16 protein-coding genes are annotated in these 24506 nt (G+C 72.5%); 10 read left to right on the top strand and 6 right to left on the bottom strand.

Features of this window, described 5'->3' with window-relative positions; genetic code table 11:
• Window position 1: 1 nt before the first annotated feature.
• Entirely contained in the window at window positions 2-2095 is a 2094-nt protein-coding gene (locus HHX31_RS06080; protein WP_169945933.1) for a DUF4082 domain-containing protein, read from the bottom strand.
• A 571-nt stretch (window positions 2096-2666) separates the two neighbouring features.
• Between HHX31_RS06080 and HHX31_RS06075 the strand changes: the two genes are divergently transcribed.
• Window positions 2667-5864, top strand: a complete 3198-nt coding sequence (locus tag HHX31_RS06075; RefSeq protein ID WP_249345656.1) for a DUF4082 domain-containing protein — start codon at window positions 2667-2669, stop codon at window positions 5862-5864.
• On the opposite strand, the gene HHX31_RS06070 is transcribed toward HHX31_RS06075, so the two are convergent.
• Window positions 5849-8209: a hypothetical protein gene (locus HHX31_RS06070; protein ID WP_169945931.1), complete on the bottom strand. Its 2361-nt coding sequence runs from the start codon at window positions 8207-8209 to the stop codon at window positions 5849-5851. The genes HHX31_RS06075 and HHX31_RS06070 overlap by 16 nt on opposite strands.
• A gap of 257 nt (window positions 8210-8466) precedes the next feature.
• Between HHX31_RS06070 and HHX31_RS06065 the strand changes: the two genes are divergently transcribed.
• From HHX31_RS06065 to HHX31_RS06050, 4 genes are all read left to right on the top strand, one after another.
• Window positions 8467-9723, top strand: a complete 1257-nt coding sequence (locus HHX31_RS06065) for a hypothetical protein (protein WP_169945929.1) — start codon at window positions 8467-8469, stop codon at window positions 9721-9723.
• 33 nt (window positions 9724-9756) lie between these two features.
• Window positions 9757-10860: a glycosyltransferase family 4 protein gene (locus tag HHX31_RS06060; RefSeq protein WP_169945927.1), complete on the top strand. Its 1104-nt coding sequence runs from the start codon at window positions 9757-9759 to the stop codon at window positions 10858-10860.
• A gap of 3 nt (window positions 10861-10863) precedes the next feature.
• A complete protein-coding gene (locus HHX31_RS06055; RefSeq protein ID WP_169945925.1) occupies window positions 10864-12276 on the top strand; it encodes a hypothetical protein in 1413 nt (470 codons plus the stop codon).
• 69 nt (window positions 12277-12345) lie between these two features.
• Complete coding sequence (locus HHX31_RS06050; RefSeq protein ID WP_169945923.1) at window positions 12346-14691, top strand: hypothetical protein; 2346 nt, start codon at window positions 12346-12348, stop codon at window positions 14689-14691.
• A 109-nt stretch (window positions 14692-14800) separates the two neighbouring features.
• Here HHX31_RS06050 and asnB read toward each other — a convergent pair whose 3' ends face one another.
• The 3 genes from asnB to HHX31_RS06035 form a co-directional block, all read right to left on the bottom strand.
• A complete protein-coding gene (gene asnB / locus HHX31_RS06045; RefSeq protein ID WP_169945921.1) occupies window positions 14801-16711 on the bottom strand; it encodes an asparagine synthase (glutamine-hydrolyzing) in 1911 nt (636 codons plus the stop codon).
• On the bottom strand, window positions 16711-17811 hold the full coding sequence (locus tag HHX31_RS06040; RefSeq protein WP_169945919.1) for a glycosyltransferase: 1101 nt from the start codon (window positions 17809-17811) through the stop codon (window positions 16711-16713). The genes asnB and HHX31_RS06040 overlap by 1 nt, the downstream gene beginning before the upstream one ends.
• A gap of 148 nt (window positions 17812-17959) precedes the next feature.
• Window positions 17960-18130, bottom strand: coding sequence for a hypothetical protein (locus HHX31_RS06035; RefSeq protein WP_169945917.1), 171 nt, complete (start codon window positions 18128-18130; stop codon window positions 17960-17962).
• Window positions 18131-18186: 56 nt separating this feature from the next.
• Between HHX31_RS06035 and HHX31_RS06030 the strand changes: the two genes are divergently transcribed.
• Genes HHX31_RS06030 through HHX31_RS06010 form a run of 5 tightly spaced genes read left to right on the top strand, consistent with a single transcriptional unit; the run spans window position 18187 to window position 23753 of the window.
• Complete coding sequence (locus tag HHX31_RS06030) at window positions 18187-19326, top strand: glycosyltransferase (RefSeq protein WP_249345655.1); 1140 nt, start codon at window positions 18187-18189, stop codon at window positions 19324-19326.
• On the top strand, window positions 19323-20273 hold the full coding sequence (locus HHX31_RS06025) for an NAD-dependent epimerase/dehydratase family protein (RefSeq protein WP_169945914.1): 951 nt from the start codon (window positions 19323-19325) through the stop codon (window positions 20271-20273). The genes HHX31_RS06030 and HHX31_RS06025 overlap by 4 nt, the downstream gene beginning before the upstream one ends.
• Window positions 20274-20327: 54 nt before the next feature.
• On the top strand, window positions 20328-21326 hold the full coding sequence (locus tag HHX31_RS06020) for an NAD-dependent epimerase/dehydratase family protein (RefSeq protein ID WP_169945912.1): 999 nt from the start codon (window positions 20328-20330) through the stop codon (window positions 21324-21326).
• Window positions 21323-22354 (top strand): glycosyltransferase family 4 protein, encoded by a 1032-nt coding sequence (locus tag HHX31_RS06015; protein WP_169945910.1) that lies wholly within the window; start codon window positions 21323-21325, stop codon window positions 22352-22354. The genes HHX31_RS06020 and HHX31_RS06015 overlap by 4 nt, the downstream gene beginning before the upstream one ends.
• Window positions 22355-22361: 7 nt before the next feature.
• Window positions 22362-23753 carry a polysaccharide biosynthesis tyrosine autokinase gene (locus HHX31_RS06010; protein WP_169945908.1) on the top strand — a complete coding sequence of 464 codons (1392 nt, stop codon included), beginning with the start codon at window positions 22362-22364 and terminating at the stop codon, window positions 23751-23753.
• Between the two features lie 102 nt (window positions 23754-23855).
• Here the strand turns inward: HHX31_RS06010 and HHX31_RS06005 are convergent, their stop codons facing one another.
• Complete coding sequence (locus HHX31_RS06005; RefSeq protein WP_169945906.1) at window positions 23856-24500, bottom strand: low molecular weight phosphatase family protein; 645 nt, start codon at window positions 24498-24500, stop codon at window positions 23856-23858.
• Window positions 24501-24506 lie beyond the last annotated feature (6 nt).

Raw genomic sequence — 24506 nt, 5'->3', positions numbered from 1 at the left:
GTCAGCCGTCGTACTGCACGACCGGCGCCACCCAGTAGTTCGAGGCGCGGAAGGAACTGGAGGGGAAGGTGTCGGAGGCGCTGTAGGCGTAGACGCCGTTGCCGCCCGACGCGGAGCTGGCGGGGGCGGTGAGGGAGCCGTTCACGTGCTGGGCGTCGAAGTAGTCCCGGTCGAGCGAGTAGCGTCCCGACGTCGTGTGGTAGGACGCCACGTATGTCGTGTTCGCGGAGATGCCCACGGGCGTGGGGAAGTACGCCTCCTGCCATCCCGACGGGGTCTCGCCGGTGAAGGTGACGGTCGCCAGCTTGGTCCCGCCGCTCGTCCAGAGACTGCCGACGTGGGTGCCGGTGTTCTGCCCGCCCTTGTGGAACCGGATGCCGATGACGTCGCCTGCCTGGGACGACTGGAACTTCACCCCGAGCACGACGGGGCTCGGGTCGTTGTGCGAGGCGACGGCGGGGGTCCGGTTGCCGTCCCACAGGGTCTGCGCCGGGGTGAACATCACGTCGACCCAGTAGTTCGAGGCACGGTGGGAGTTGACGGGGAAGGTGTCGGAGGCGCTGTAGGCGTAGACGCCGTTGCCGCCCGACGCCGCGCTCGCGGGGGCGGTGAGGGGGGCGTTCACGTACGGCGAGGTGAAGTAGTCCCGGTTGACCGAGTAGTACCCCGACGTCGTGTGGTACGACGCCACGTAGGTCGTGTTCGCGCTTATGGCGACGGGGGACGGGAAGTTCATCCGCTGCCAGCCGGACGCCGTCTCGTTCGTGAAGGTGACGCTCGCGAGCTTGTCGCCGCCCGCCGTCCATAAGCTGCCGGTGTGGGTGCCGACGTTCGAGGCGCCCTTGTAGAACCGGATGCCCGTGATCAGGCCGTCCTGCGCGGCGGTGAACTTCACTCCCAGCACGACGGCGCTGGAATCGTTGTGCGAGGCGACGGCCGGAGTCGCGCTGTCGCTCCACAGCCCGGTGCTCGACACGCTCTGCACGAGCTCGGGCGACGTGCTGGGTTTGAAGTAGATCACTGCCTCGTTGTCGAACGTCGGCCCGCTCAGGTAGACGGCCGTGATCCGGTGCTGTCCCGGCGAGAGGCTCGACGTGGTGAACTGCGCCGGATGCCCGTTGTACTGCGAGTCGATCCCGATGACCACGCCGTTGTCCTTGAACGCCACCTTTCCCGCGGGCACGACCGAGCCGGACACCGCCTGGACGTCGGCGGTGAAGGTGACCGACTGGCCGGTCGTCGAGGGGTTGGGCGTCGAGGTCACGGTCGTCGTGGTGGGCGGGTTGTTCGGCACGGTGACGCGCGTGGCCGGGATGCTGGTGGTCCCGGTGAGGGCGACCGTGCCGCCCAGGGAGAACATCCGGCCGAAGACTGCCGAGCCCGAGCCCACCGAGATGTCGCCGCCGGCGAGGACGTTCCCTCGGAAGGTGGGGTAGGTGCCCAGCGTCACGGTGTTGCCGATCTGCCAGAAGATGTTGTCCTCCTGGGCGCCGCCGGCCAGCTCGATGTTGCTGACGTTGCCGGCGGTGAGGCTGGAGGCGCGGAACACGAAGATCGCGTCCGGATCGGCCTGCGCGTCGAGGGTGAGGGTCCCGCTGGTGATCGCGAAGGCGCCGCTGGTCGAGTTGTACACACCGGGGCCCCGGGTCGTCCCCCCGAGGCTCGCCCCGATGGTGGCGGTGGTGGGCATCGCCACGATCTGGTCGCGCACCGCGACCGCGGCCGCCATCGCGTTCGCGGCGGCGGCGTCGCCGGCGTGGATGGTCCCGGTGACGCCGCCGGGCGGAAAGCCGCTCACCGTGTTGCCCGGGCTCACCCCGAGGTCGCCGGTGATCCGCGTGGAGTCCGTGTTCGTCACCTGCAGCGACGCCAGCACACCGTAGGAGGCGGCGGCTCCGAGAGGCAGGGACGGCGCGGCGCCGGCCTGGCCGGGCAGCGCGACGAGGGCGGCGCTGAGCGCGGTGAGCGCGGTGGCGAGGAGCGCGGCGAGCCTGCGCCGCCCGGCGCTCCCGAGCGGACCGCGACGGCGTCCCCGGTGCGTGATCACCGGCGCGGGTTCCCGACCGCCTCTGGCGGCGGCGGTTGAGCGATTCATTTCCGACCTACCTCGCGCATTCATGCGAATTCAATGTTTATCGGGAGATATGTGAAAACCGACTTCCCTCACTCTCGCCCCGCCACGCGCACCGGTGACCACTCCGAGTCGCCGCGCACGGGGGAAGGAGCGGCAGTCCGACAACGATGACGTGAGAAAGGGCGGCCGGAGTCGTTGATTGCCGCGCCTGTGCGGAAGATCTATGAGAAGGCCTTGGTGATCTACGATCACCTCCGCTCGACGTGAATCCTACGCGCGACATTTCGCGATTACCACTATCTCAAGCCACTTTCCGCAATGATCGCCATCTCTATGTATCGAATCCAATTAGTCCCGATATGCGGCGCTATTTACCTATATGAGACCGCTCTCGATGATGCGGGAAGAAGGGCCGCCCTTGTGGCGAACTCTCCGGGGGTGGCAGAACGACGCGGATCAGGGCGAGGCGTGTCGCTATCCTGCCCTCGCTCCCCCTTTCATGGCGCTCCGCTGGATGGGGACAGGGGTGGACGTGCGAGGCACATCGAGAAGGACTCGCGCCGGGCGCGGGGGGCGGACCAGGATGGCGCGGATGTGCCGGGCGGCCTCCGGCGCGGTGACCTCCGGCCTGGTGGCCGTCCTGCTCCTGGCCGCCGGGGCGCCGGCCTCCGCCGAGGGGAACGGCCAGGACGAGGCGCGGGTCGAGGTGACGGTCCCCGCTCAGGACCGCGACAACGGCACGCCCACCCCCGCCGCACCGATCCCCAGCACGCCCGGCACAGCCGGCGCCCCCACACCCGGCGCCCCCACACCCGGCGCCCCCACAGCCGGCGCCGCACCGGGCACAGGGCCCTCCAGGAGAGCCGCGCCCGTGCGGCCCGGCAGTGGGCACGGCAGTGGGCACGGCAGTGAGCACCGAAGTGGGCACGGCCGTGCCAGGCCCCTGCGGGCGGCATGCCCGCCGGCCTCGGTCATCTGCCTGGAGAACAGCCTGCCTGGCACCCCTCCGTCACAGTGGGACGTGCCGGGAGCGGGCAGCACCGCGATCGTCGGCTTCGCCACGCAGGTGAGCGTCAACGCGGGGCAGACCCTGCAGTTCAAGGTGTCGGCTCCGGGGGTCACCGCGTACCGGATCGACGTCTACCGCGTCGGCTACTACCAGGGGCTCGGCGCGCGGCAGATCACCACCGTCTCGCCGTCGGCGGCACTGCCGCAGACGCAGCCGCCCTGCCTCGGCGACGCCGCGACGGGACTGGTCGACTGCGGCAACTGGGCCGTCTCCGCGTCCTGGGCCGTGCCGTCCACCGCGGTCTCCGGCGTCTACCTCGCGAACTTCGTCAGGACCGACGGCACCCCCGGCGTGAGCCAGAACATCTTCGTCGTCAGGAACGACGCCCGTAACTCGGACATGGTGGTGCAGACGTCCGACGCGACGTGGCAGGCGTACAACGCCTACGGCGGCAACAGCTTCTACCAGGGCGACCCGGCCGGTCGGGCGTTCAAGGTGAGCTACAACCGTCCGGTCATCACCCGCGCCTCACAGCCGCAGAGCTACTTCTTCAACTCCGAGTATCCGATGATCAGGTGGCTGGAGATGAACAGCTACGACGTCGCCTACCTCAGCAACGTCGACACGGCCTCACGTCCGGCGCTCCTGCTCAACCACAAGGTCTTCATGTCGTCGGGGCACGACGAGTACTGGTCCAACGAGATGCGGACGAACGTGACCAACGCCACCGCCAACGGCGTCGGCCTCACCTTCTTCTCGGGCAACGAGTCGTTCTGGAAGACGAGGTGGGAGAGCAGCATCGACCCCTCGGGAACGCCGTTCCGCACGCTCGTCTGCTACAAGGAGACGATCGCCAACAAGAAGATCGACCCCAGCCCGCAGTGGACCGGGACGTGGCGCGACCCCCGTTTCTCCCCGCCCTCGGACGGCGGCAGGCCGGAGAACGGCATGACGGGGACGCTCTTCCGGGTCAACGGGATCTCCTCCGACGCGCTGACGGTCCCGGCGGAGTACGCCGCCATGCGCCTGTGGCGCAACACCGCGGTGGCGAACCTCCAGCCCGGTCAGACCGCCGTCTTCCCCACGGGCACGCTCGGCTACGAGTGGGACGAGGCGCCCGACAACGGCTACGCGCCGCCGGGACTGGTGCTGCTCTCGGGGACGACCGTGTTCGTCGAGAGCAAATATCTGCTCGACTACGGCTCCACCTACGACGGAGGCGCCGCCAGGCACCACCTGACGCTCTACCGCAGCCCGGGCCGCGCGATCGTCTTCGGCGCGGGCACCACGCAGTGGGCGTGGGGGCTGGACGCCGTGCACGACCGCCCGGGCACCCCCACGAACATCAACATGAAGCAGGCGACGGTCAACCTGTTCGCCGACATGGGGACGCAGCCGGCCACCCTGGAGGCGGGCCTCGTCCCGGCCACGCAGTCGACCGACACCGCGCCGCCGACCTCCACCATCGTCACGCCGACGCTCGGCTCCTCGGTCCCCGGCGGGACGACCGTGACGGTGAGCGGCACCGCGGCCGACACCGGCGGCGGCGTCGTGGCCGGTGTCGAGGTCTCGGTCGACGGCGGCGCCACCTGGCGCCGGGCGACCGGCAGGACAAGCTGGCAGTACCGCTGGAACACGCCCAAGTCGCAGACGGTGACCGTGCTGTCGAGGGCCGTCGACGACATCGGGAACCTGCAGACCACTCCCGCGTCGCGGACCTACACCTCCAACACCGGATGCCCGTGCACGATCTGGTCGTCCGACACCACGCCCGCGCAGGTCAACTACCCCGACGCCAAGCCCGTCGAGCTCGGCGTCCGGTTCCGCACCACCTCGCCCGGCTTCATCACCGGTGTCCGCTTCTACAAGGGGTCCCAGAACACCGGCACGCACGTCGGCAGCCTGTGGACCGCCGGCGGCACCCTGCTGGCGCAGGCGACGTTCACCGGCGAGACCGCGAACGGCTGGCAGCAGGCGAACTTCCCGGCCCCCGTGCCCATCATCGAAGGCGTCGACTACGTGGTCTCCTACCACACGGCGGGGTTCTACTCGGTCACCAGGCCCTACTTCACCGCGCAGTACTCCAACGGGCTGATCACCGCGCCGGCGAACGGAAGCGGCGGGGGCAACGGGCTGTACGCGTACAGCCCGACGATCACCTTCCCCGCCGGCACGTTCCAGGCGAGCAACTACTGGGTCGACGTGGTCTTCTCGTCGGCGGCCACCCTGTGGGACGACGACACGGTGCCCACGATCCCGTCGCAGCCGGACAACAGGCCCATCGTCGTCGGCGTGAAGTTCCTGGCCTCCCAGCCCGGCACGATCAGGGGGATCAGGTTCTACAAGGGCCCGCAGAACACCGGCACCCACGTAGGCAGCCTCTGGACCGCCGGTGGCCAACTGCTGGCGAGCGCGACGTTCACGAACGAGACGCCGAGCGGCTGGCAACAGGTGAACTTCTCACCGCCGATCTCGATCAGCGCAGGCACCACCTACGTCGCCACGTACTTCACCACGTCGGGGAACTACTCGGTGGACCGGTTCTACTTCGAGAGCGACTACGTCCGCGGGCCGCTCACCGCACCGGCCACCACCACCGCCGGGGGCAACGGGGTCTACGCCTACAGCCCGGTGAACGCCTTCCCGACGAGCAGCTACCAGGCCACCAACTACTGGGTCGACGTGCTGTTCGACCCCGCGCCCGCGCAGGCCGCCGCCCGCGGGGCGCTCCGCCGCGCGCACCCGCGCGCGGCGGAGCCCGGACGTCACGACAGGCGGTAGACGGCGTAGCCGCCGGAGCGGAACCCGAGGTCCGCGAATCTCGCGATCGCCTCGGGGCCCGCTCCGGTGAGCCGTTCGTCCGCGAACAGCCAGCGCACGCCGTAGCGGTCGCGCAGGAGCCGCATCGCCGCCGCGGAGGGAGCCGTGAACGCGGCGTCGTTGGCCGCCATCATGGGCTCGTCCCAGAAGGGCAGGTGGTTCACCGACAGGCCGGGGCGCCAGCGCTCCTGGCTTCTCGCGGTGAACGCCCACCCCTCGACCAGGACCCGTCGCTCCGAGAGCGCGGCGACCCAGAAGTGGCGGCTGTCGCAGGGCGACTCCTGCCCCCACAGGCAGTGCGCGTTCGTGGCGACGAGGTCGCCGGGGCCTGAGTGGTCCCGCAGCCAGTGCGCCGCCGCCATGGCGCCCGGAGGCACGACCTCCGACCGTACGGCGGGCCGCGTGGCGGGCGCCGGTCCGCCGGAGCCCGCCCCTCCCGGCAGGCGCGCGAGCACGGACGCGGGCAGGTGCCCGAGGACGAACGCGTGGGCGTCGGCCAGCAGGCCCAGGCCCGCGCACGCGAGGACCAGCACGGCGGCCGCGCGGCGCCGCCCCCACACCACGACCAGGACGAACGCGGCCACCGCCGCGACGGCCACCAGCACGGCGTAGGGCAGGATCAGGAGCAGGTCGGACCGGCCGGGACCGAGCGGAACCCGGACTCCGCACAGGACCGGGACCACGTAGGCGGCGGCCACTCCCGCGCAGAACGCGCCCCACCGGGCCCGCCGGGACAGACCTGCGCGCCGCACGACGGCGATCGTCCCGCAGACCGTCGCGATCATCAGGTAGGGGTAGGCCCCCCAGAGGAAGAAGAGCTGGCTGCGCGTGGGATGGCCGAGGAGCATCGCCGTGCCGAGGCCCACCGCGCCGATGCCCAGCATGAGGGCAAGCGGAGGCCGCAGCAGCGCTCGGGGACGGCTCAGCAGCCCGGCTATCCCGGCCCAGGCGACGAGCCAGCCCAGCAGGCACACCATGGTCAGGGCGGCCAGCGAGCCCGGCGGCGGCGCCGCGTCCCCCTGCCCGGTGAGCTCCCCCCAGGCGGCCCGGACGAAGTACAGAGGGGAGACGACGACGGCCTGCCTCGCGCCGCCGAACAGGACGACCTGCGCGTAGAGGAAGCACACCGAGGTGATCGCCAGTGCCGCCACGGTCGGCCGGGTCGGCCTGCCCCGCCGGGCCGCCTCCGCCGCCGCCATCGCGAGCAGCCCCGCTCCGAGCATCGGAAGACAGGTCGCCTTGGCCCCCGTCACCGCGCAGACCAGCAGTGCCGGCGGCAGCCATTCGCGGGCGCGGCCCCGCCCGCGCGGGCCGGTCAGCAGCAGCACGACCGCCGCGAACAGCACGCTGCCGAAGGTCTGCGTGGGGCTGGCCCAGGCGAGGTCGGGGATGCCTCCCCATGTGAAGGCCCCGTTGCCGCCGAGGTAGAGGCTGGGGATGGCGACGAAGACGGAACCGGCGACGGCGAGCGAGGCCCCCGTCCAGGAACCGCTGACGCGCCTCGCGGTCGCGCCGATCAGGACGACGAGGGCCGCGAGCATGGGCAGCACGGCCAGCCGGGTCAGCAGCACCACGGGTTCCACACCGGTGATCCAGCTCGCCGCCGCGAAGTGCGCGTACACGAACCAGTGGTAGAGCAGCGGCTCTCCGGCGACCATCGGGACGGCGGGCGGCATGTGGTGCCTCAGCTCACCGATCAGGGCGAGATGGAAGGGGACGTCGCTCACGAACCTTCCCAGCTCCGGCCAGGTCAGCGCGTTCAACCTGAAGTAGGACGCGGCGCCCCAGGCCACCAGGAAACCGAAGGCGAGGGCGAGCGACCAGGAGTACCAGAGCGGGGGCGGGTGGTCCCGCCCGCCGCCCTTCCAGTGCCCGCGCAGGCCGGGCACGGCGAGGAAGAGCGCGTACGTGCCGGCCGGCCAGGCCACGACGAGCAGCGGCATCCCCAGCGCACGCGCGCCGATGTAGGCGAACACCTCGATGGCGTAGCCCACGCACAGCCCGAGGGCGATCTCCTCCGCGACCGTGCGGCCGCCCGGACGGCAGGCCCGCGTCCACAGCACGCCGGGCAGGCAGACCCCGAGGCCGATGTAGGTGGCGAAGACGACGACGTCGCCCACGGAGACTCCGTAGCGGAGCACCGCCGCCGTGGCGGCGGCGGTGGCGAAGACCGCGGGCAGCCATCTCGCCGTTCTCCCCGCCGACGCCCGGCGTCCGCTCGTCCCAGTTGTCGTCCCAGTTATCGTCCCGGTTCTCGCCCGTGCCGCCCGCGAATCGGGGCGCGCGGGCATCTCCACTTCTGTCACGGGGAAAGGCTTACGATCCACGCCACCGGCCGGGTGTCGGCGCACCCGCGCCGGTGATGTCGTTGCCCGCTCTTTCCCGAGCCCTGATCGCACGTTTTCGAGATTCGGCTCGCCGCCCGCCGCCCGGCCCGCGAATTCAGCTTTTACGGCAAGTTGATCGATCCGGCCGCTGCGCGTCCGATGCCGCCAGGACCGCTCCCGGTACATTGACCGGACGTCCGGAACCCCGCTTGCCTCGCGTCTTCAGGTGATTTCGAGTGGAATACATAATCGTCGCGGCGGCCGCGGTGGCAGTCGTCTTCCTCGTGCAGGCGGGAATGCCCGGGCACGTGGCGCGACGGGCCGTCTGGATTCTGCTCCTGGCATTCGCCGCGCGATTGGTCATCCATGTCCTGCTCATTCGCGACGGCGTGCTGCCGTACGGCTGGGACAACCGAATCTACGAGCAGCGGGCACTGGACATCGTGGAGTACTGGGACCGCATGGGAATCCAGTTCGTCACCTCGGACCAGATCGGCACCCTGTATTCGGTCGCCGTTCCCTGCAATGTCTTCGCCTTCGTCATCTACCTGTGCGGCGGCCCCGCTCCCCTGGCGTGCACCGCGGTGGTGGCCCTGATCGCCTGCGCGCTGTGCATCGTGATGTACCGATTCGCCAGGCTGATCGGCGCCGACGAGCGGGCCGCCTACCGACTCCTGGTCCTGACGGCGTTCATGCCCGCCTTCCTGGTGCACACCTCGGACATGTTCAAAGACGGGTTCAACGTCTTCCTGGTGCTGGCCTGCCTCGGACTCGCCGCGTCCAACGTGCGGAAATTCGACGTCCGGAAACTGCTTTTGCTCGCGCCGCTGCTGTGGGCCCTGTGGAACGTGCGCCCGTACATGGTTTTCATGTGCGCGCTGCCGCTCCTGCTCGGTTTCGTCGGAGCCAGGCGCGCGCTTCCTCTGTGCTCCCTCGCCATTCTCGCCGGAAGCCTGGCGCTCGTCGTGTTCTTTCCCGACGCCACCCGGGACATGGCGCTTGGGACGCTGCGCGAGCAGATCGAGCAGGGACAGTCGGAAGCGGTGCGCCAGGCCAACGCGAGCCAGGATTCCGGAGTCGTCTTCGACGACGGGGGAAACCCGTACGGCGCGCTCGCGCCGAAACTCGTCTACACGCTCCTGGCACCGTTTCCCTGGGCCGGCGGCAGTTTGCTGCTGCAACTCGGCAAGGTCGAAACCCTGGTGTGGTACTACCTTCTCTTCTCCGCGGTGCGGGGAACGCGCGACCTGTGGCGGAACGGCCGCAGGGCATTGATGATCATCCTGCTCTTCGTCATCCCCGCCACCGTCGCGTACGCGACCAGCATGTCCAACATCGGCCTCATCTTCCGGCAGCGGATGCCGATCGTCATGGTCGTGAGCCTGCTGGCGGCGGTCGCCTGGACCCGTGCCTCGCGGTCCTCCGGTCAGGCGCGTCCGGGCACGCCGCCCCTTCCGCCTCCGGTTCCCGTCCCGGCCGGCGAGCGCCGGTGACGTCCACCCACGACATCAGCGAGGAGTCCGGCGTTGCGGATTCTCCACATCGTCTATCGGCTGCCGCCCGAGCGGGGCGGCATGGAACTCCACGTGGCACGGCTCATCCGCGCGCAGTCGCTTCGCGGGCACGAACTGGTCGTCGCGCACCGGCGGGGTGAGTGCCCGCAGGGAGCCGAGCCGATGCCCGTGCGGCGTACCCGGGTCAGCCGTGCCGTCTCCTGGAGGTTCGACGAGATCTCGTTCGCGATGGAGTGCGCCGCCGCCCTCCCCCGCGTCCGGCGGCCCGACGTCGTCCACCTGCACGGCGACCACCGGGAGGCTCTCGCCCTCGGCTCCGCCGCCCGGCGCCTCGGCGTCCCGCTCGTGCTGCACGTCCACGGCGCGCTCGCGACGCGTCACCGCCGGATCATGCCGTGGGCCATGCGCCACGTCGACGAGTTCATCGTGGCGGGAACGCGCCCACGGGAGGATCTGCTGTCCACCGGCGTGCCCGACCGGCTCATCCGCATGACGTCCGGCGGCCTGGACCTCGCCCGTCTCGCGGCCTTCCGCGCCGGCGGCCGGGTCAGGCGAGGGCTGATCGTCAGCGTCGGCTCGCTGCTCGAGGTGAAGAACCACGCCCTGACCATCGAGGCGTTCCACCGCGTCAGGCGGCACCACCCGCACGCGCGCCTGGTCATCGCGGGCGACGGGCCAGAGCGGGACCGGTTGCGGCGGCTCGCGGCGGCCGGCCCGGGGATCGAGTTCACCGGGCACATCCCGCCCGACAGCGTCTACTCCCTGGTGAGCGGGGCGGAGATTCTCGTGCACGCGTCGCAGCGGCTTCCCGGCGTGGGCGAGGGGATCCCCAACGCGGCCCTGGAGGCGCTGGCGCTCGGCACCGCCGTGCTGGTCTCGTCCGACTCCTCGCTCGACCCCGCCGCCCCGCCGGACGCCTACCGGATGTTCCGCTCGCGGTCCGCGGACGACCTCGCCGCGCAACTCGACGCGCTCCTGACCGACGACAGGGCACGCATGGAGATGACGGAAAGAGGCCTGCGGGCCGCGGCGGACCTCGACTGGCCGCTGGTGGCCGCGAAGATCGAGCGCTGGTACGACGCGGTCGCGGCCCGCCGGGCGCCCGCGCCGGCGTAGGCCATGGCCCTCGGTTCGCTCGGCCGGATGGCCCGCCGCGCCCGGGTCCCCGGCAGGCGGCACCTGCTCACGTTCACCTCGTTGAGCGCCGCCGGGCTCGGCGAGGCCGTTCTTCCTACGCTCAGCCTCGTCGCCCTGGTCAGGATGACCGGGGCCGAGGCATCGGGGCGCGTCATCTTCGCCCAGTCCCTCGCGACGCTGTGGTTCCTCCTGTGCGATCCCTGCCTGGAGCGGGCCGCGCAGCGCTTCGTCCCGATCGAGCAGCGGCGGACCGGGCACGGCACCGCCCTGTTCCTGCGGCTGCTGCGCCTGGACGCCGCCGTCGGCGTCGCGGCGACCGCCGTCGCGCTCGCCGCCGTCCTCGGCGCGTGGGCCCTCGGCCTCGTCCCGGCCGATCTCGCCCTCATGCTCGCGCTGTCGGCCGCCGGGCGGGGCGCGACCGCGCCCTACGGCACGGCGTACGCGGGCTTCGCCCTCGCCGACGAGTTGCGGGCGTCGGGGAACCTGCGCGTGCTGGGCGCGTTCGTCTCGTTCGCGTTGTCGCTCGCCGGCCTCCTCGCCGGGGGGCCCCTTCTCTACCTGGCCGGCCAGGGGGTGGGCGCGCTCCTGGCCGCGGCCGTGTTCTGCCTGCTCGCCTCGCGCTCGGTCGCGCGGGCGCTGGGACCCCCGGAGGGAAGCCCGCGCCTGCCCGAGGGGCTCGTGCCGTTCACCCTGCAGACCTCGATCGGCACCGTGGTGGCGGGGATATCCGACTCGGGCGTCCTCGCCCTCGCCGGCTTCGCCGGGGGGCCGCACCTCGTCACGATCCTGAAGATCGCCATGGCCCCCGGGCGTTTCTACGCCAACCTCGTCGTCCCGGTGGCGGCGATGCTGTATCCGCGCCTGGCCGAGGCCGTCGCGCGCGGCGAGGGCGCGGCGGCCATCAGGCGGGACGTCCTGCGCGCCACCGCGCTGCTCGCCGTGGGCGGCGCGGCCACGGCGGCGGTCGCGCTCCCGCTGGTCGGCCCCGTCGTCACCGCCGCGTACGGCCTCGAGCACGCCGGCGCGGGCGCGGTCGCCGCGCCGCTGCTCGCCGCCGCATGTGTGAAGGGCCTCGTGTGCTGGTCCAACGTGCTCCCCCTCGCCACCGGGAGGCCGGGCCTGCGACTCGCCTATCTGTCCGCCGAGGCGGTGCTCCTCGTCGCGACGCTGCTGACGGCGGCCTGGACGACCACCGGCGCCCTGGCGGCGGGACTCTTCTTCGCCTGGGGGACGCTGGTCCTGGCCGTGCTCGGGTCCGGATTCTGGCTGCTGTCCCTGCGGTGGCCCGTGCGTCGGGACCACGCGACGGGCCCGTGCGTCAGGCCGGCCCGGCAGGACGGCGGGGTGACCGCGGGCCGGCCGCGAGCCGCCGATGGCGGTCCCGCACAATCTTGAGCAAGGAAACGGCCAACGAGCCGCGCCTCGCCCAGGTCCGATTCACGCGCACTATTTACGGTGCCGTTCATGGAAACAGGCCCGCTCACCTATGGCGCCACCGCGGAAATCGGGGAACGCGGCGAAATCGCCGGGCCGGACACCCGTCCGGCCCGGCGGCGATTCTCCGGACCTTTCTCCCGGCCGGGCCCGGTGTTTCGCCTGCTGCCCGCGGCGTTCGTCTGCGTCGTCACCCTGGCCGTTCTCCTGCGCTATCAGGTTTCTGTTCACGACATCGCGGCCTTCTTCACCTACGTGGCCCTGGGACTGACCTTTCCCGGCGTGCTGCTGGCCAGATTCCTCTGCCGCGGAAACCGGTCTCCGGCCGAGGAACTCGCCCTGGGGCTGGCGCTCGGCTACGCGGCGGAGGTGCCGGTCTACCTCGCCGCCCGCGCGGCGGGCGTCCCGCTGCTCGTGCTGGCGTTTCCCGCCGCGACCTACCTGCTGTTCCTGGCCGTGCCGCGGCTGCGCGGTCATTGGAAGAGCCCCGCCCGCCCGCGGTCGCCGCTGTGGTGGTCGTGGGCGACGGCGCTGGTCATCGCCGGTCTCGTCGTCTGGAGCGCGGCCGCCACCTTCAGGACGAACGCCCTGGCCTGGCCCGCGCTCGGCGCGTCGAACGTCGACACGGCGTTCCACCTGTCGCTGATCGGCGAACTGCGGCACCACGTGCCGCCCACCGACCCCGCCGTCATGGGAGAGCCGCTGCTCTACCACTGGTTCGTCCACGCGGAACTGGCCGCCACGAGCTGGGTGACAGGGGTGGAGCCGGTGGTCCTGCTGCTCCGCCTCGCCATGCTGCCCATGCTGGCCGCGCTCGTCGTGCTGCTGGGCATGGTCGCGCTCCGCGTCGTCGGGTCGCACCGTGGGGCGCTCCTGGCGGTGCTCGCGGCGCTGTTCATCGCCGCCCCCAGCCTCTATCTGGGCAAGAACGGGACGTTCACCTGGGGCGGCGTTCAGGACGAGGCCTGGGCCAGCCCGAGCCAGACGTTCGGCGCGCTGCTGTTCGCGCCGGTCGTCCTGCTGATCATCGAGATCCTGGAGGGCGGGGAACGGCGCCGCGGCAGGTGGCCGGCGCTCGCTCTGTTCCTGGTCGTGGCGACGGGCGCCAAGGCGACGTATCTCCCGCTGCTGGCGGCGGGGCTGGCCGCCGTCGCGGCCGTGACGGCGGCCAGGAGTTTGCGGGTGCCGCGGGCCCCGCTCGTCATGCTGGCGATGACCGCGGCGTGTCTCGTCGTCGCCCAGGCGGTGCTGTACAAGGGGGTGCGGCAGGGCGTCGACCTGGCGCCCCTGTCCCTCGTCACGCACCTGTGGCGCGGCTTCACCGGAGGCGCCGGAGCCCCGGACACCGCGACCGTGATCGGCCTCACGCTCGTCTACCTGTCGTGCTGGGCCATCGCCTGGTGCGGGACCCTGGGCCTGCTCGCCCGGCCCCGCCTGCTCGCGCGCCCCGCCGTCGTACTGATGGCCGGGATGGGCGCCGCCGGGCTGGGCGCGGTCCTTTTGCTCGGCAACAGCCACCTCAACCAGCTCTACTTCCTGCGCGCGGTGTACCCCTACACGGCCGTCGTCTCGGTGTACGGGCTCCTCGTCGCCGTCCGCCGGTCGCGGGCGTCGCGCCTCTCGGTCGTCTGCGCCGCCGCCTGCGGCGCCGTGGCCGCCCAGGTGATCCCCGCCGTCTGCGGGGTCCGCATCCCGTTGCCGCAGGGACGGCCGGCCGCGCTCCTGTATCTGCCCTACCTCGTGATGCTGGCGCTCGTCACCCTGACGGCGATCACCCTGGTCGCGAGGCGGGGCCGTCGGGGTTTCGCGCTCACTTTGACGATGGTCGCCGCCGTGGGCCTGCCGGCGGCGGCGCACGCGCGCCTCGCCGGAGTCCTGACGCCGCGAGTCCTGACGCCGCCGTCCCCGGCCACGGAGGCCGGCCCGCGTACGGCGGCGACCGCCGTGCCGGAGGGCGCCCTGGCCGCCGCGCGCTGGCTGCGCGGGCATTCGTCGCCTGACGACCTCGTCGCCACGAACGGGCACCGGCGCTGGGGAGGGCCGCAGCCCTGCGACGGCCGTCAGGTCTGGGTGAGCGCGCTGACCGAGCGGCGCGTGCTGGTCGAGGGGTGGTCGTACACGGCCGGGAACTGGGCGCGGCTGCGGCCAGGTCAGGGCCCGGAGTGCACCGTCTTCGGGGACCCGGCGCGGCTGCGGGCGAACGACGCGGCGTTCGCCACGCCCTCGCGGGAGTCGATCCTGCGGCTGGGCCGTGACTACGGCGTGCGCTGGCTCTTCGCCGACGTGCGGCACGCCGGGCCGATCGGCCGCCACGCGGCCGAGCGTTTCCGCTCCGGCGACTTCGCGGTGTACGAGATCCCGGACGGCCCGCGATGAGGGCGGCGGGCCGTACGTGACCCGCCCGATGTGAGAGTTCGGCGCGAGAAGGGAGGGCGCCCTGATCGGGCCCCTCCCTGCCTCCACCCGCCTGTCCGGCGGGCACGCCTCAGCGGCCGGCGCTGTGCGCGGTCACCGCGCAGCGGCCCTCCGGGCGGCCGTGTGCCCGATGCCAGAGCTCGAACTGCAGCAGGGACCACAGCACGTCGCTGTGGTCCGACCCGGCCGCGTGCTCCCGCAGCAGCCGGTGCACGGCCTGCGGCCGGAACAGGCCGCGGCCGCGCGCCGTCCCGTCGGTCAGGACCTCCCAGGCGAGGTCGCGCAACTCACCGCGGAGCCACGCGGCGAGCGGCACCCCGAACCCCTTCTTGGGCGCCCGCAGCGGCTCCTGCGGCAGCCAGTCCGCGACCGCCCGCCGCAGCAGCACCTTGGTGCGGCGCCCCCTGACCTTCAGGGCGGCGGGCAGCCCCGCGGCCCACTCCATCAGCACGTGGTCAAGGAACGGCGACCTGCCCTCCAGCGAGTGCGCCATCGTGGTCGTGTCCACCTTCACCAGCAGGTCGCCTGGCAGGTAGGAGACGATGTCGACCTCCTGGGCCCGGCCGGAGCCGGTGGCGGCGCGCGAGTCGAGGAACAGCCGCTCCAGCAGCGCGCCGCTGTCGACGCCCGCCAGCAGCGCGCGGAGTTCGTCGCTGTAGAGCGCCGCCTTCCGCTCCTCCGTGCACCGGGACATCAGCGCGGCGTACCGGCGCGCCGGCGGCTCCGCGACGAAACCCGCGACCCGCCCGAGCCGCCGGCGCAGGGTCCCGTAGTCGCCCCGCTCGGCCAGCGCGGCGCCCAGGCGGCCGCACGCCGCCGCCAGCGGGCCGGGCAGTCCTGGCAGGGCGCCCGCCATGTCCATGAGGGCGTAGCGCCGGTAGCCGCCGAAGGACTCGTCACCGCCGTCGCCGTTGAGCGCCACCGTGACATGGGCACGGGTCATCTCGGCCACGTAGAAGCTCGGGATCGCCGAGGAGTCGGCGAACGGCTCGTCGAACTGCCAGGCGAGGCGTGACAGCATCCCGAGCATGTCCGGGGTGACGACCAGCTCGTGGTGGTCCGTGCCGTACCGCTCCGCCACCATCCGCGCCTTGTGCCGCTCGTCGTAGGCGCTGTCGTCGAACCCGACGCAGAAGGTCCTGACCGGTTCGCCGCTCTGCATCGCCATGGCGGCGACCACCGCGGACGAGTCGATCCCCCCCGACAGGAACGCCCCGACGGGGCGCTCGCTCACCATGCGGATCCTCGTGGCCTCCAGGAGGAGCTCGCGCAGCCGCTCCTCCTCCGCGCGCACGTCGGCGACCCGCCGCGGGGCCGAGACCGGCGACCAGTACCGGCTGACCCTGGCGCGGCCGCCTTCCCAGACGAGCACATGTCCCGGCGGGAGCTTGCGCACCCCCCTGTAGATCGACCAGGGCGCGGGGACGTACTGGTAGGTGAGGTAGTGATGCAGGGCCACCGGGTCCACCTCCCTGCTCATGCCGGGATCCTGGGCGAGCGACTTCAGCTCTGAGCCGAACCAGATCGTGCCGCCGTCGGACCGCCAGTAGAGCGGCTTCTTGCCGACCCTGTCCCGCGCGAGGACGAGCTTGCCCCTGGCCCTGTCCCAGATGGCGAAGGCGAACATGCCGCGCAGCCGGTGGACCATGTCCTCGCCGTGCTCCTCGTAGAGATGCACCAGGCATTCCGAGTCGCCGGCGGAGCGCAGCAGGTGGCCGCGCCGTTCCAGGTCCCGCCGCAGCTCCTCGAAGTTGTAGATCTCGCCGTTGAAGACCGCGACGACCATGCCGTCCTCACTGCGGACGGGCTGTCCGCCGGTCGCCACGTCGATGATCGCCAGCCGCCGCATCCCCAGCGCCGCGCTGTCGTCGCTGTAGAAGCCCTCGCCGTCCGGCCCCCGGTGGGCGATCACGTCGCACATCCGCCGTACGAGCCCGGGGTCGGGCGTGGCGGTCGAGACGATTCCCGCGATCCCGCACATCAGGCTCTCCCGCCGCCGGCCAGTTCCTCGTAGAGCTCTTCGAACCACTCGGCCGTGCCGGCCATGTCCACGCTCGCCGCGCTGTCCAGCGCCCCGGTGCGAAGCTCACGGTGCGTGCCCGGCTCCATGGCCGAGACGATCGCCCCGGCGAGGCCGGAGGCGGAGCCCGGCTCGGTCAGGATTCCGTTGCGGCCGGAGACGACCAGGTCGGGCACTCCCCCGACGCGGGTGGACACCACCGGCACCCCGGCCGCCAGCGCCTCCATCACCACCACGGGCAGCCCCTCGTAGTCGGAGCTGAGCACGAGCAGGTCGGCCGCCGCCACCAGCCGCGCGGCGTGCGGGAACCTGCCGAGGACGCGCACGTGCTCGCCGAGACCGCGCGCCGCCACCTCCCGTACGACCTCCTCCCTCAGGGGGCCGTCACCCGCGAGCAGGAAGAGCGCGTCCGGCCTGCGCCGCACGACCTCGGCGGCGGCCCGGACGAGCAGCCGATGGTTCTTCTGCGGGCGGAAGTTCGCGACGCAGGCGAGCACGAAGGCGTCCTCGGGCACGCCGCACTCGCGCCGCAGCAGGCTCGCCTCGGCGGCCCGCCTCCGCTGCTCACCGACGTCGACCCCGTGCATGCGGGTCCGTACGCGCCGGGCGCCCGCGACGGCGGGCGACCTGGCCACCACCGGTGACACGGCGACGGTGCAGTCGTCCAGCCGCCTGGTCAGGCGGTCCAGGCGCATCGTCAGCGGCCAGCGCTCGCAGTGGACGGTCGAGACGAGGGCGGGCCGGCGCGCGGCGAGCCGCACCAGCGGGCGCAGGACGATGCCGGGCGCCGGAGAGTGCACGTTCAGCACGTCGGGCGCGAGCCCGCGCACCGTGGCCACGAGCCTGGGGTAGACCAGCGGCCGTGGACACCCGCTGAGATCGACGACCCTCGTGCCCGCGGACCGCAGCCGCTCCACGAGCTCGCCCGTCGACGCCCGCAGGCAGACCACCGTGTAGTCCACGGTCCGCTTCGGAGCGCACAGGAGACGCTCCACGAGGAGCACCTCGGCGCCGCCCATGTCGAGGGTCTTCACTACCTCGCACACGCGTAGATCACTCATCCCGCTCCCACTCGATAAAGGCACGCCCGCCGCGAATTCTTTGCCCGGGGCATGCGAATTCGGGCGCGGAAATGACCGGTCAACGCCTCGGGACCGCGTCTCCATATCCACCCGACGACCGAAAGGAAAATCGCCGGAACACCCGGCATCAAGCGGCACACGGATACTTGACTTCTTCTTTCCCCCGAACTCCGGCCATTTTGCCCGTCGGCCGGACGGCCACGTTTTCGATCACGCGCAGGTACCGGATGCGGAAACTCTTTCCCGGCACGGTGAGCGCGCCGCCGTACGGACCGGCTTCGGAGTTAGCTTCAGCCACGTGGAACTGATCTGTCAGCGAGCAGCACGATGACGCCGGACGGCCGTATTCGTGTCATGGAAATCGTCGCGCGCATGAATATCGGCGGGCCTGCGAAACAGGTCATGGGGCTGTACGACGGCCTGGACTCCGACGAGTTCGACCATCGGCTCTACACAGGGCACGTCGACGAGACCGAGGGCGACCAGCTCGCGGGCGCCACGCTCCAGGTCCACCGGGTTCCCGGCCTGGGCCGCTCGATCAGGCCGGGCGACGACTGCCGCGCGCTGCTGCGGCTGGTCGCGGAGATGCGCGCCTTCCGGCCGCACATCGTGCACACCCGGACGGCCAAGGCCGGCGCGCTCGGCCGCGTGGCCGTCTCGCTCGCCGGCATCGGCGCGGCCCGGGCGCACGTGTTCCACGGACATCTGCTGCACGGTTACTTCTCATCGGCGAAGCGCCGTCTGTACGTCTCGGCGGAGCGGCGCCTCGCCGTGATGTCCGATCGCCTCGTGACCGTCGGGTCCGGGGTCAGGGACGACCTGCTCGCGGCCGGGATCGGACGGCCTGAGCAGTACGTCGTCATCCCGCCCGGTGTGGCGCTGGCACGGCCTCCCGGCAGGGACGCGGCCCGCGCCCGCCTCGGGCTGCCCTCGGACGCGCCCGTCGTCGCCTTCGTCGGGCGGCTCACCCGGATCAAGCGGCCCGACCGGTTCCTCGACGCCGCCCGGGCCGTGCTCCACCGGCTGCCCGCGTGCCGGTTCGTCGTCTGCGGCGGCGGCGAGCTGCGGGAGGAGGTCGAGCGGGGCGTCTCCGGCCTGCGGGACTCCTTCCACCTGCTGGGGTGGCGTGGCGACGTCGAGACCGTCTACGCGGCGGCCGACGTGGTGCTGCTCACCTCCGACAACGAGGGCACGCCGCTGACGTTGATCGAGGCGGGCATGGCGGGCACTCCCGTCGTCGCCACCCGCGTGGGCAGCGTCGCCGAGGTCGTCCGCGACGGCGTCACCGGCCTGCTGGCCGCCCCGGACGCGGCCGAGCTGGCCGGGCACGTCCACCGGCTGCTGACCGACCCGCCGCTCGCCCGCCGCATGGGCGAGTCCGCCCGCCTCTGGACGACGCAGACCTTCTCGGTCGAACGCCTGGTGGCCGACACGGAGGCGCTCTACCGATCCCTGAGCGCCGCGCCCGGCTCGATTCCTTGGAGCATCGCATGAACATCCTCGTCACCGGAGGCGCCGGGTTCATCGGCGCCAACCTCTGCAGGGCGCTGACCCTGCGGCCCGAGGTGGAGAGCGTCACCGTGCTCGACGACCTCAGCGGCGGCGACCCGGCCAACCTGGCCGACGTCGGGGCCGACCTCGTCACCGGCAGCATCCTCGACCGGGATCTGCTGGCCGAGCTCGTGCCCGCCGCCACGCACGTCGTCCACCTCGCGGCGCGGCCGTCCGTGCCCAGGTCGGTGAAGGACCCGCTCGCCTCGCACGCCGTCAACGCGACGGGGACGCTGCACGTCCTGGAGGCGTGCCGGGCCACCCGCCCGCACGTGATCCTGGCCTCGTCCTCCTCGGTCTACGGCGACTGCCCCGAGCCGTCCAAACACGAGGACCTGCCGACCCGGCCGCTCAGCCCTTACGGCGCGAGCAAGGTCGCCACCGAGGCGTACGCGCTGGCGTACGCCTCCAGCTACGGCCTGCCGGTGCTGCCGTTCCGCTTCTTCAACGTCTACGGCCCGCTGCAGCCGGCCGGGCACGCGTACGCCGCGGTGGTCCCGGCCTTCCTCAGCGCCGCACTCGCGGGCCGGCCCGTGCCGATCCACGGCGACGGACGGCAGGCCCGCGACTTCACCTACGTGGGCTCGGTGGCCGAGGTCGTCGCCGACGCCGCCGTCCGCGGGGTGACCAGCGCCACGCCGGTCAACCTGGCCTTCGGCACCCGCGTGTCCCTGCTCGACCTCAGGGACGCCCTGTCCGCCGTCCTCGGTCAGCCGGTCGAGGCGGAGTTCCTCCCGCCTCGCGCGGGAGACATCCGCGAGTCGCAGGCGTCGGCCGGGCTGCTGCGCGAGCTGTTCCCCGGCGTGCGGCCGGTGCCGCTGGACGAAGGCCTGCGCCTGACCGCGACCTGGTTCGAGAAGTCCGCGGCCACCGGCCCGCGGCACTGCTGAACCGGCGCCTTTTCTCATCGCCACCCTGTCAACTCCACGTGCTGGGAGAAGTCCTTGACCACGTCAAGCGGGAACACATATCTGATCACGGGCGGAAGCGGCTTCGTGGGCTCTCACCTGACCGACGCGCTGCTCGCCCGCGGCGACTCCGTGATCGTTCTGGACGACATGTCGACGGGGAGCCCGGCCAACCTCGCGCACCACCGCGGCGACCCGCGCCTGCGGGTGGTCCAGGGGTCGGTGCTGGACGAACTCGTGGTGGACGAGCTCACGCACGAGTGCGACGTCGTGGTCCACCTCGCCGCCGCCGTCGGGGTGAAGCTGATCGTCGAGCGGCCGCTGCGGTCGCTGACCACCAACATCCGCGGCTCGGAGATCGTGATCGGGGCCGCGCACCGGTACCGGCGGAAGATCCTCGTGACCAGCACGAGCGAGATCTACGGCAAGAACTCCGGGGGCCCGCTCACCGAGACGGCCGACCGGGTCCTGGGCAGCCCCGACGTCGTCCGGTGGGCCTACAGCACGGCCAAGGCCGTCGACGAGATCCTGGCCAACGCCTACCACCGCGAGCGGGGGCTGCCGGCGATCGTCGTACGGCTGTTCAACACCGTGGGCCCCAGGCAGAGCCCGGCGTACGGGATGGTCATCCCCCGGCTCGTCCGGCAGGCGGTGTCCGGCGTGCCGCTCACCGTCCACGGCGACGGCACGCAGACCCGCTGTTTCGCGCACGTCCGGGACGTGGTGCGGGCCCTCGTCCTGCTGCTGGACGACGAGCGCGCCGTCGGGCAGACCTTCAACGTCGGCTCCAGCGGCGAGGTGAGCATCCTGGAGCTCGCCAAGCTGATCGTCGAGCTGTCCGGGAGCACGTCCGGCGTCGACCTCGTCCCGTACGCCGAGGCGTACGGCAACGGCTTCGAGGACATGGTCCGCCGGGTGCCCGACACCGCCAGGCTGCGCGGGCTGACCGGGTGGACGCCCGCCCTGTCGCTGGACGACATCCTGCTGGAGACCATCGCGGAGGCCCGCGCGGAGCTCGCGGCCACCGGCCGGTGAACGGCAACCCCGCCCTGGTCGTCGCGGCCGCCGCGTTCACGGCCTGCGCGCTGGCCACCCCCGTGGTGCGCCGCCTCGCGCTGCGCTGGGGGCTGACGGACCGGCCCGGCGGCCACAAGTCGCACCGGAGGCCGACGCCCTACCTCGGCGGGCTCGCCATCATGCTGGCCACGGTCGTCCCCACGCTCGCGCTCGCCGGCCCGGCGGCCACCCGGATCGCCGGCATCCTCGTCGGCGCGGTCGCCATGGCCGTGCTGGGCCTGATCGACGACGTCGCGCCGCTCCCCCCGCCGACCAGGCTGGCCGTACAGGCCCTGGCCGCCGGGGTGGTGGTGATGAGCGGCGTGGTGGCCCCGGTCACCGGCACCGGCCTCGACCTGGTCATCACGCTGCTGTGGATCGTCGTGGTGACCAACTCGTGCAACCTGCTCGACAACATGGACGGCGCGCTCGGCGGCGTCACCCTGGTCGGCGCCGCGCTCCTGTCCGCCGCCGCCTTCGTGTCCCGGCAGCCGGAGACCGGCCTGCTCCTGGCCGCCCTGTCCGCCGCCGCCCTGGGGTTCCTGCTGTTCAACTGGGCGCCGGCGCGGATCTTCATGGGAGACGCGGGGTCGCTGTTCATCGGGTTCACGCTGGCCTCGTCCGCCGCCCTGCTGGTCACCGGCGCCACCGGCCCGGGCGCCGCGGTCGCCGGCCTGCTGCTGCCGGCCTTCGTCGCGACCGTCGACACCGGGATCGTGCTGCTGTCCAGGCGCAGGGCGGGCCGGCCGCTGCTGCAGGGCGGCTCCGACCACCTCTCCCACCGGCTGCACCGGCTCGGGCTGAGCAAGCGGCTCACCGCCCTCGTGCTCGCCGCCCTCGCGGGCGCGGCCGGCCTCCTCGACCTGGCGATGACGCTGGGCTGGATCGCGCCGCTCGCCACGGCGGCAGGCGCGGCGAGCGCCGCGTGCGTAGTGGTCGTGCTGGCGCAGCGCGTTCCCGTCTACCCGCCGATACGTCCGAAGACCCCTATCCATGTGAGGCGATGACACACTCATGGAACTGCTCCATCACGTACGGCTGATACGCGCACACTGGCCGCTCCTGCTGGTCTCACTCCTCGCCGGAACGGGAGTGGCCTTCGCCATCACCACCCAGGCCACACCGAGGTACGTCGCCGGGATCACCATGCTGGTCTCGGCGCACGACCCGGACGGCAGCCTCTCGACCGCCCTTCAGGCGGGGACGCTGTCGCAGCAGCGGGTGCAGTCGTACGCCGCCCTGCTCACCAGCCGCCGGGTGGTCGCCAGGATCGCCCCGAGCGCGGACGTGCGCGAACTGCGGGACGCCATCACCGCCACCCCTGTCCCCAACACCTCCCTGCTGCGGGTCACCGTCGCCGACAGCGACCCCGCGCGCGCCGCACGGCGGGCCGACGCCCTCGGCTCCGTGTTCATCCGGCTGATCGACGAGATCGAGCGGCCCGACGCCAAGAGCCCGCCCACGGTCAGGGTGACGGTGGTCGACAGCGCGGAGGTCCCCGACGTTCCCGTCTCGCCCCGGCCCGTGGTCAACCTGGCGCTCGGCGCACTGATCGCGCTGTTCACGGCCATCGGGGGGATCGTCCTGCGCGACCGCATGGACACGACCGTGAAGACCGTCGACGCCCTCAGGGAGATCACCGGGAGCTCCACCCTCGGCGTCATCGGCTACGAGCGCGAAGCCCGGCGGCATCCGCTCATCGTGCACGGCCAGGGCCGGTCGCCGCGTGCGGAGGCGTTCCGGTCGCTGCGGACGAACCTCCAGTTCATCGGGGTGGACAGGCAGCCCAAGTCGCTCGTCGTGACCAGTTGCCTGCCCGACGAGGGCAAGTCGTCCACCTCGGTCAACCTCGCGATCACCATGGCGCAGGCGGGCTGGCGGGTGATCCTGGTCGACGCCGACCTGCGGCGTCCGAGCGTCCCGCACTACCTCGGCATCGAGGGCGGCACCGGGCTCACCGACGTCCTCATCGAGCGGGCGCGTCTGGACGACGTCGTCCAGACGTGGGGGCAGCCGGGCCTTTCCGTGCTGCCCAGCGGCCGGATCCCGCCGAACCCCAGCGAACTGCTCGGTTCGCGGGGCATGCGCTCGGTGCTGGCCAGGCTCACCGAGGAGTACGACATCGTGATCGTCGACGCGCCGCCGCTGCTGCCCGTCACCGACGCCGCCGCCCTCGGCGCGATCTGCGACGGCGCGCTGCTCGTCGTACGGCACGGCAAGACCCGGCGCGAGCAGGTGGTCAGGGCGGGCGAGCTGCTGGCGTCGATCAACGCCCGCCTCGTCGGGACGGTGCTGAACTGCGCCCCGTCGAAGCGGAGCGGCGACTACTACGGGTACGGGTACGACTCGGCGGACCACGAGACGGCGCCGGAGGCGCCGCGCCCCCAGGCGCCGCTGCCCGCGTAGCGAGCCGGTAATGTCCGCGGGGCCGCGTCGGGTGACGCGGCCCCGCCGTTTGTTCACGTCCGTTCGCACGCGTGCGCGCGGCGGCGGGCGACAGCCGGGGGGTCAGGCCCGCGTGTCCGTCAGCAGGCGGATCGGGACGGCGAGCGCGTCCGCGATGCGGCGGGCCGCCTCCCGGTAGGCCCTGCACGAACCTCCGTACGGGTCGGCGATGTCCGGCCGGTCCACCCGGACCAGCCCGCGCAGCGCTCCGGCCTCCGCGAGCAGGGCCCGCGCCCTGCCCACGGGATCCGCGTGGCCCAGCACGCTCTCGGCCGGGACCGCGCCGGCCAGCGCGCCGAACTCGGGGATGGTGAACGCGCGCGCCGCGGCACGCGGGTGCAGGGCCACCGCCCGGGCCCGGTGCTCGGACGAGGCCGCCAGCACGAGATCGGCGCCGGCCACCGCGTCGGCGGTGAGCGGGCGCGAGGAGAAGCCCCGGGGATCGCCGCCGAGCCGCGACAGCACCTCGCTCGCCCGCTCGGCCATCGGCAGCCCCGCGCGGGCGCGGGTCCCCGCGCTGCCCACGAGGATCGGCGAGCCGGGCCCGAGCGCGGCAAGGGCGAGCCGCTCGGCCATGGCCGACCTGCAGATGTTCCCGGTGCACACGAACAGGACGCGGAAGGTCTCCGCGCCCTCCTCCGCGCCCTCCGGCGCGCCGTCCGCGTCCGTCTCCTGGGCGGTGGCCTCCCCCGCACGCGTACGCTCCATGGGCGG

It is taken from the genome of Microbispora sp. H11081 (genome assembly GCF_012999535.1).
Classification (GTDB): domain Bacteria; phylum Actinomycetota; class Actinomycetes; order Streptosporangiales; family Streptosporangiaceae; genus Microbispora.
The sequence above is the reverse complement of the archived record's forward strand: the minus strand, read 5'-3'. Positions and strand labels throughout refer to the sequence as shown.